8 protein-coding genes and 1 tRNA gene are annotated in these 7,752 nt (G+C 37.6%); 1 reads left to right on the top strand and 8 read right to left on the bottom strand.

The genetic code is table 11. The annotated features are described in order from the left end of the window. Positions 1-330: 330 nt before the first annotated feature. Positions 331-1,335, top strand: coding sequence for a DUF3231 family protein (locus GGQ84_RS11830; RefSeq protein WP_429162892.1), 1,005 nt, complete (start codon positions 331-333; stop codon positions 1,333-1,335). Positions 1,336-1,408: 73 nt separating this feature from the next. On the opposite strand, the gene GGQ84_RS11825 is transcribed toward GGQ84_RS11830, so the two are convergent. The 8 genes from GGQ84_RS11825 to GGQ84_RS11790 all read right to left on the bottom strand — a co-directional run bounded on the left by GGQ84_RS11825 (position 1,409) and on the right by GGQ84_RS11790 (position 7,724). Continuing rightward, the gene (locus tag GGQ84_RS11825; RefSeq protein WP_429162891.1) at positions 1,409-1,618 is read right to left on the bottom strand and encodes a hypothetical protein; all 210 of its coding nucleotides are present in this window, start codon (positions 1,616-1,618) and stop codon (positions 1,409-1,411) included. A gap of 322 nt (positions 1,619-1,940) precedes the next feature. After that, positions 1,941-2,017 (bottom strand) — tRNA-Val (locus GGQ84_RS11820). A gap of 71 nt (positions 2,018-2,088) precedes the next feature. Continuing rightward, positions 2,089-3,222 (bottom strand): YibE/F family protein, encoded by a 1,134-nt coding sequence (locus GGQ84_RS11815; RefSeq protein ID WP_429162889.1) that lies wholly within the window; start codon positions 3,220-3,222, stop codon positions 2,089-2,091. 116 nt (positions 3,223-3,338) lie between these two features. Next, the gene (locus GGQ84_RS11810) at positions 3,339-3,755 is read right to left on the bottom strand and encodes a Fur family transcriptional regulator (RefSeq protein WP_429162888.1); all 417 of its coding nucleotides are present in this window, start codon (positions 3,753-3,755) and stop codon (positions 3,339-3,341) included. Further along, positions 3,724-4,605: an energy-coupling factor ABC transporter ATP-binding protein gene (locus tag GGQ84_RS11805; RefSeq protein ID WP_429162886.1), complete on the bottom strand. Its 882-nt coding sequence runs from the start codon at positions 4,603-4,605 to the stop codon at positions 3,724-3,726. The genes GGQ84_RS11810 and GGQ84_RS11805 overlap by 32 nt, the downstream gene beginning before the upstream one ends. Further along, positions 4,602-5,309 (bottom strand): energy-coupling factor transporter transmembrane component T family protein, encoded by a 708-nt coding sequence (locus GGQ84_RS11800; protein ID WP_429162884.1) that lies wholly within the window; start codon positions 5,307-5,309, stop codon positions 4,602-4,604. Before GGQ84_RS11800 ends, GGQ84_RS11805 begins: the two co-directional genes overlap by 4 nt. Continuing rightward, positions 5,306-6,040 (bottom strand): energy-coupling factor ABC transporter permease, encoded by a 735-nt coding sequence (locus GGQ84_RS11795; RefSeq protein WP_429162882.1) that lies wholly within the window; start codon positions 6,038-6,040, stop codon positions 5,306-5,308. Before GGQ84_RS11795 ends, GGQ84_RS11800 begins: the two co-directional genes overlap by 4 nt. Before the next feature lie 103 nt (positions 6,041-6,143). Further along, the gene (locus GGQ84_RS11790) at positions 6,144-7,724 is read right to left on the bottom strand and encodes a GMC family oxidoreductase (RefSeq protein WP_429162893.1); all 1,581 of its coding nucleotides are present in this window, start codon (positions 7,722-7,724) and stop codon (positions 6,144-6,146) included. Positions 7,725-7,752 lie beyond the last annotated feature (28 nt).

Raw genomic sequence — 7,752 nt, 5'->3', positions numbered from 1 at the left:
CATAACGAGAAAAAAGGAAAGAAAAATGGCCATTAAATCCTTAATTTATCGGCCTTTAGAGCATTTTCATCGTTACAGCTTTCCGGGAATGTAGGTTACTAAGTTTAGTACTATTGTTGATAAGTTAAGAGATGCTGACTAATATAAATTCTATGTTGCGCGTAGTATTCATTTATTGTGCCTCGTCATAATTTAATGTTTTTATAGAGGGAGTCTGAGTATGTATAAAACCTGAATATATAAAAATAATAATTAGAGTAAATAGTATTGAAAACAAGTGTAGGCAAACTGAATCCTAACACCAAGCACTTAAAAGTGGAGGTAGTTTCATTGAAAAGAAATATTTTTGAAAGTATTAAGAAAGTTATAACACCCCAAAAAAAGATTGAACAAATGCAGCAAGAAATAAGTTGTAGAGAAGCCTACTCCTATTGGTCAATATTAGCCGATAGATATATTTTAATAGATACTTTAAACTTAGTTAAAAACTTTAGCCATGATATAGAATACGTTAATATTATAAAGACTCATATAAAATTGATTAAAGCCGAGAATCAGCAGATGGAAAGCTTATTAGAAAAATTTTCTATTACAGCTCCCCCACCGAACACTGAAGATATGAACCTAACGGGTAACACTGAAGCCATGCGTGACAGAGTTAGTTCCCATTTACTATATTCTTTTTACAGGGCTGAAATTTCTGTACTTGCACAAACTTTAAAAGATGCTCTTTTAAATGATGATGCTAGACAGTTCATGAGAAATTTATTTGAGAAGGATTTGCAAAGACTTGATAAGTACATTAAATATCTTAAAATAAAAGAGTGGATTGTATTCCCGCCCCATTACCAATATCTCCCTAATAATGTCAATGAAAAGGTAGCTATTAATGAAATACATTATTTATGGGATCACCTAGTTTCAAGGCATAACAACATAAGGTTAACTCAAATTGCTGTTAGTTATACAAATGATATTGATTTTAAAGCAATAGTTGAAACTGGGCTGAACATTTTGCTGAAACAAGCAGACGACTTGCAAAAAAAACTCTTGAATTATGGAGTTCAGTTGCCTGAAAGCTTTACAAACGTCACTATAACTCCACAATCACCTGAAGTTATAGAAGATAGGTTTTTATATACTTCTATTTTAGAGGGAATGAAAAACGCAACCTCTCTGCATGCCCTAGCTTCTTCGGAAATTATCACTAATGATAACTTAAGAAAATTTTTTGCTAATCTAACCTATAGCGAACTTGATTATGTTAATAATCTAATAAGATATGGCAAACTCAAAGGGTGGATTACTATACCCCCTAAATATAAAATGGGTTAATAGTATCCCTATTATTGCAGTGTTTAATTGTAATATGGTGTGCATTTTCCGTCTACTGCGCAGCATTAATTCTCTAACTCTCTATTCGATCTGGACATTTAATATAACTTCTCAGCTTTACCATGGCCTGACTATATGCTATTTCCTCTGCTTCTGTTGAGATTGATTTGGCAGTACCAGTAGCCTCGGCTCCATTTTTTAAGATTATTAAACATTTGACAGTGTTTCCATCTATGATATAGCCTTTTCTAAGAATTAAGTCCGTAATTTTAAACGCCTCCATTTCTCCAAAAAATTGCAGTTAGCATTCAATTCTTCGACACGTTTATTGAAATTCCTACTATTTATTAGGAACTTATTTGCAATATAAGGAAGAGACGAATAGTTCCCCTAATAGGCGTTATTACTAGAGAAATTATTTAATTTCTTCCCCGTATCAGTTTTTCAACTTAAGGTCAAATCCCTTGGTCAGCCATAGGATGCTAGTTCATTGCTTTGTGCATCTTCATTCTCAAAATTATAACCTCATAATTCAAATGAAATTGCATAACTGCAAAGTAACAAATAAAAAAACAGCCCATAATTCGGACTGTTTTATCTACATTTGGTGGGCGATACTGGGCTCGAACCAGTGACCTCTAGCATGTCAAGCTAGCACTCTAACCACCTGAGCTAATCGCCCATTTAAACAAAAATCAATTTTAATTATATATTTAATAAATTCACTTGTCAATATTAAGCATTTTTAAACATCTATCTATTTTTGGCCATCATTAAGCCAGCTGCTATTGCTGTTATTGGAATCGCCAGGATTAACCCAATACTCCCCGATAGGGCTCGAACTACTTCAGTAGCTATCAAGTCCATATTAATAACTCGGGCAAAAGGAGTTTCATAAGCCATAAAAAGTAATAATAGTGGCATGGCTCCACCTGTATATGCAAGAATAAGGGTATTGGACATAGTTCCCATTATATCCCTTCCCACGTTCATACCTGCCTTGATCAAGTTTATCCTGGCCATACTTGGGTTGGCCTTCTGTATTTCATCCATAGAAGAGGCTACAGACATCCCCACATCTAGCACAGCTCCCAAAGCCCCTATAATAATTCCTGCAAAAAGCAGACCTTGGAAGTCAAAGTCCGTAGCTTGAGGTATAAACATGAGCATTTGGGCTTCCTCGTTACTTAACCCAGTTAAATTGGCTGCTGTACCTACAAGCAGAGCTATAACTCCCGCTGTTATTACACCACCCACTGTTCCAATAATTGCAGCCAACGTCTTCTTATTGAAACCAGAAATTATGGTCAGCGATATTACAGTTACCACAGCAGAAACTAAAATTGTAGACATTATTGGATTAAATCCACCTAAAATCAGCGGTAATAAAACGAATATAATACTAGCTCCGGTTATAGCTAGGGTAATAATTGTCTTGAGACCTTTTAGCCCTCCTATAACCAAAAGCATAACAACAAAAATTCCTGTTAAGTACATCAGAATATTATCTCTTGCCAAATCACTTACGTATACATTAACTAGCTGATCATCTCTTGTTTCTACCCATAACAAAACCTCATCGCCTTCATCTATATAAAAATCGTAGGCAGGGTTGCCCGACAGGGAATGCTCTACTCTTACAACTTCTCCAGAAAACTTCCCAGAAGTTATCTCAACCTGAGCAGTCTGAGTAAATATATCATAACCGTCATACTGCTCTTCCCCGCCTTTTGGCGCTTCTCCTTCTAAAATTGCAATAACTCTACCCCTAACTGTGTCACTTTGTAGCTCGTCTTCATAATACTGGTCTCCATAACTTTCACTTTGAAAAGAAAAAATCATAGTAAATAAAAGAACAATTGTTATAATAAAGTGTTGCCGTCTCAAAGTCCCTCACTCCTTGATAAATTGTATAACTAGTTCATCAGACTATATTCAACTAGTTCACCTTTATTTCCTCTTTTATAGCACTGGATGGTTATACCAATTCCTGTAGTGGTCATCTACTTTACACAGCTATTACATAATCCTTTTAGCAATATTTCCTGCTCCTCAATAATATAGCCCTGCTTTAAGTGTTGGAATGTTGGGATCTCCATCCTGCGCAAACACTCGGTTTTTCCACAAGATTTACATATAAAGTGGGGGTGAATTTGCTCTTCATTTCCAATGTTATTTATGGCAAACCTCCAGACTCTATCCACTCCTTCTATTTTGTGTAATATACCCCGCTGCACAAAAGCCTCTAGCGCTCTATATACACTTACGTAATTCATCTGAATTTTTGAGAATTTCTCCATGATTTCTTGTTGCGTTAACGGCTCCTCAGCATTGATTAATATATCAATTAGTGCAACTCTGCCTGGAGTTGTTCTGAACCTAGCTTTTTTAAGTAGCTGCTCGGCATTTATTCGCTTCATTATATCTCTCCTCTACAGCCTGGTTGCTATAATAATTGACAAGCTCAGCTTCCGCCTTCTCCACGTCAAAGGGAATCGAAAGGTCAAATCCTCTGTCTCTTAGCCTAGTAAACAGCTCTACTAGTATGGGTGGCTCAATATTTGCCTTTTTAAGACTTTCAATCTGGGAAAATACCTCCTCAGGGGTACCTTTCGTCATAAATACTCCCTTACTTATTACATAAATCGTATCAGCTATATCAGCCACAAGATTAATATCGTGAGTTGTAACAATTAAAGCTGTTCCTTGGCTTTTATTTAATCTATTTAGCAACTGCACCATTTCTCTTTTTGATTTTGGGTCAAGAGAGTCAAAGGGTTCGTCTAGAACCAATAACTCTGGTTTTGTAACAATCGCTCCAGCTAACGCCACTTTTTTCTTCTGTCCAAGGCTCAAATAATGAGGAATTTTATCAAGAATATTTTCGATTCCTATGCTCCTTGCTACTTCTAGTACTCTTTGCTCTATTTCCTCTTTGGGGATTAAATCATTGCGCAAAGTAAAGGCAATGTCATCATAAACCCTAGGTCCAATTATTTGTTCATCAACATTCTGGAATACTACACTTACCTTTTTTCTAATGGTTGAAAAACTTTTATTAGGATTTAAGCCCATAACCTCTACACTGCCTTCTCTAGGCACTAATAATCCAAGAATATGGGACAAGAGCGTTGTTTTTCCAGCTCCATTGGACCCCAGTACTGCCACCCGCTCCCCCTTATTTACAATAAAATCAGAGCCATGTAATTGAACTTCAGTTTTATCCGGATAAATATGTTTAAGACACTTTACTCTAACAATTGATTTCACAATAACACCACCCCTGTAAGCACTGCAGCACCTAAAGTAAGCATCAGCACATCTTTATAACATAAAGGCCATACATCCACTGGCCCTGACACAAACTCACTATATCCTCTTAAGCAATAAATTTTATGCATCCTTTCTCCCATTGCAATTGCTTCAAGCATTAATATTCCAACCATTCCAGCTGCACACCTTATGTTTATCAACCAAGAAATATGTCTGTACCCACCTCGAAGCCTTATAGTTCTAAAGATATTTTCACTTTTACTAATAAGTACGAAAACCGCTCTATATGTAAAGAAAAAGATATCTACTAGCAGCCGCGGCATAATAAGAGCTAAGAAAGAAAAAAGGTCTACATAAGGAGTAGTAGCTATTAGAAAAATCATTACTAATGCTGCACATAGGGCTTTTAAAACTATAAGTAACCCTACCTCCCATACTCCTTGGCTATATATCAGCGCAAAAATAGTGCTAAAAAAAGCCGGATATAATGCCAAATGGCCTATCTTTATAATAGGGATCTTAGCTAAAACAAATATTGTCAAGATCACAGCCAATATTAGACTTAATATAATAACATCAGCTGTTGAAATTATTGCTGTCAACATCAATACTGCAAAAATCACCTTAGAAGCAGCCTTAGCTTGATGAAAAATACTGGTTTGTGTGTTAGATATATAATCGATTTCTGCTAAGTGCATCATCCTACTCCTTCTTCTTTATGGTCAAATATGAGATCAGGTCTGGCTTTAGCTAAATAACTCACTGCAAAAGTAACTACTGTTGCTTCTAATACTAAACCTGTAGCTAAAATTACTAAAATCGCAGTCCACCCAGTAAACGCGATAAAATGCATATCACTCACTTTTTCACTAAAGCATTCATGCCCGTGACTATGACCTACCTCAACATGCTTTGTATGATCACAATCATGATGAGGCAATGTTTCACTAAGACCTGCCGTAACACCTACTATCCCTACCATTAAACTGAGTGAAACTAATACGGCTGCTACAGTAGTTGTGAATGTGGCTCGAGGCAAATTAATTCTCTCTTTGAGAAAATTAAATATATAAAAACCTACAAGCACTTCAGATCCCATAACCAGAGTGTTTAATCCTACTACTGTTATACCTCCGTGCCCAAATAGTGCTAAAATAAAATTGACCACGAATACAGTTATAAATCCCAACCCAGGACCTAACAAAATACCGCACAACACTGCAAGGCTGAAATGCAAAGGAATAATCCCCAGAGGAATAGACATAGCAATTAGCATAGTTGCTGCAACCACACCCGTTAAGGGAACCTTCTTTCGCATGCTATCAGTATCAAATTTTTTTAGCAACACCGCCATTACTATAAATGTGACAACATACCCTGTTAGCCACCATGAAACAGGTATTATACCGTCAGGTAAATGAATATGACTCAAGTTACCACACCCTTTTAAATTTTTATTAAAACTTATGCTGCACAAACTAATTTAATGCAACCAAGTTGCATTAAAAAAAGGCTTCCTTCTCAGAAAGCCTTTTTTACATTTCCTTATCTATTTTTCCTTTTTGCATTTTACTGGCAAGATAGTCTGCTGTCCTGGCTGCAATGGCCATCACTGTCTCGGTGGGATTCGCGCCACTAGAAGTAACAAAAACACTAGGCCCGCAAATAAAAAGATTTGGTATATCGTGGCTCTGACAAAAGCCATTAACCACCGACCTGCTAGGGTCATCGCCCATGCGACATCCTCCCATCACATGTCCAGTGTCGGGAACAACGAAGATTGGTTTACCTCCCCGCGCTTCTAATATTTCATTAGCTTTTTGCACACCATGTTTTATTAGCTTATTATCGTTTTCCCCATAACTAAAGCTTATCTGAGGTCTAGGCAAACCATATTCATCCTTCTCGCTACTTAATGTAACAGCATTACGTTCCTCGGGTAAAACCTCGCCAACAATAGTAGCCATAGCATAGAAGTTAAAGTCGAGCATGACCTCACGAAGTTCTCTTCCCCAATACCCCGCCTCAACCGCTAAGTTCTTAGCTAATGCTAATGGCCTATTGCCATGAGCATTAAGAGAATAGCCTCTGACAAAACCTCTCTCTGGGTTTGTTTCATAAAAATCTTGAGAGACTGCCATAACTGGGGTTCCCTTATAAAACCGAATTTCCTCATCAAGTTTTGCATAGATATCATGACCACTGTGTGGCATTATACACTTCCCAACCATACCACTGCTGTTAGCTAAACCATCAGGGTGTTGGGCACAAGCAGAATTAAACAAGAGTCTTGGGGTTTCAACACCAAATGCAGCAACTACTATTACTTTTGCAAGCTGCCTATAATTATTACCTTCATGATTAAATTCAACACCAGTCACCTTTCCATCTTTGCCTACCATGATATTGGTAACCATTGAATCAGTTAGGATTTCTGCTCCCTGTTTTATTGCTTTGGGCACATGTTGAACAAGGGTGCTGAATTTTGCATTGGGCATACAGCCTTCATTACAAAACCCACGGTTAGTACATGGAGGCCTTCCATCAAAGGGAGCTGAAAGAATGGCCAAAGGGGCTACAGTACTCCTTATGCCAAGTGCTTCACACCCTTCCCGAAAGATTTGGGCGTTTGCACTTAATGGTTCTCTCTCAGGATAGGGATAAGGACCATTAAAAGACCCCCAGGGAAAGTGTCTTGGCCCAGAAACCTTAATATCATTTTCAATCTTCGTATAATAAGGTTCCAGGTCTTGATAGGATATAGGCCAGTCTTCGGCAACTCCATCAGAAGTTTTTACCCTGAAGTCACTCTCATGAAAGCGATAAAATACCCCAGTAAAGTGAACAGTCCCGCCGCCCACTCCACGGCCAGAATTATTGGAACCAAATTTTATGGGATCGCTTCCCGTTGATAACCTAGTGTCCTGCCAACTTAATGAATAGCTATGAAGCTCATCGCTGGCAAAATCAGTTTGTGGATTCCAAAAGGGCCCTGCCTCAATACCAACCACATCTAAGCCAGCTTTGCTCAGCTCATAAGCTAAAACCCCGCCGGCAGCTCCTACACCAACAATACAAACATCAACTTCTTTATCCCCATATTTTCTATTGTTCATATCATTATAGCGATGATTATCATAATGA

Origin of the sequence: Desulfitispora alkaliphila, from assembly GCF_050433185.1 — a bacterium.
In the GTDB taxonomy this organism is placed as follows: domain Bacteria; phylum Bacillota; class Desulfitisporia; order Desulfitisporales; family Desulfitisporaceae; genus Desulfitispora; species Desulfitispora alkaliphila.
Note: the sequence above shows the minus strand (reverse complement) of the source record. Positions and strands in the feature narration are given on the sequence as shown.

What these genes read in the sequence shown, in the direction of transcription:
- GGQ84_RS11825 (WP_429162891.1), bottom strand. Translation starts at nt 1,618, where the DNA reads ATGGAGGCGTTTAAAATTACGGACTTAATTCTTAGAAAAGGCTATATC.
- GGQ84_RS11810 (WP_429162888.1), bottom strand. Translation starts at nt 3,755, where the DNA reads ATGAAGCGAATAAATGCCGAGCAGCTACTTAAAAAAGCTAGGTTCAGA.
- GGQ84_RS11800 (WP_429162884.1), bottom strand. Translation starts at nt 5,309, where the DNA reads ATGATGCACTTAGCAGAAATCGATTATATATCTAACACACAAACCAGT.
- GGQ84_RS11790 (WP_429162893.1), bottom strand. Translation starts at nt 7,724, where the DNA reads ATGAACAATAGAAAATATGGGGATAAAGAAGTTGATGTTTGTATTGTT.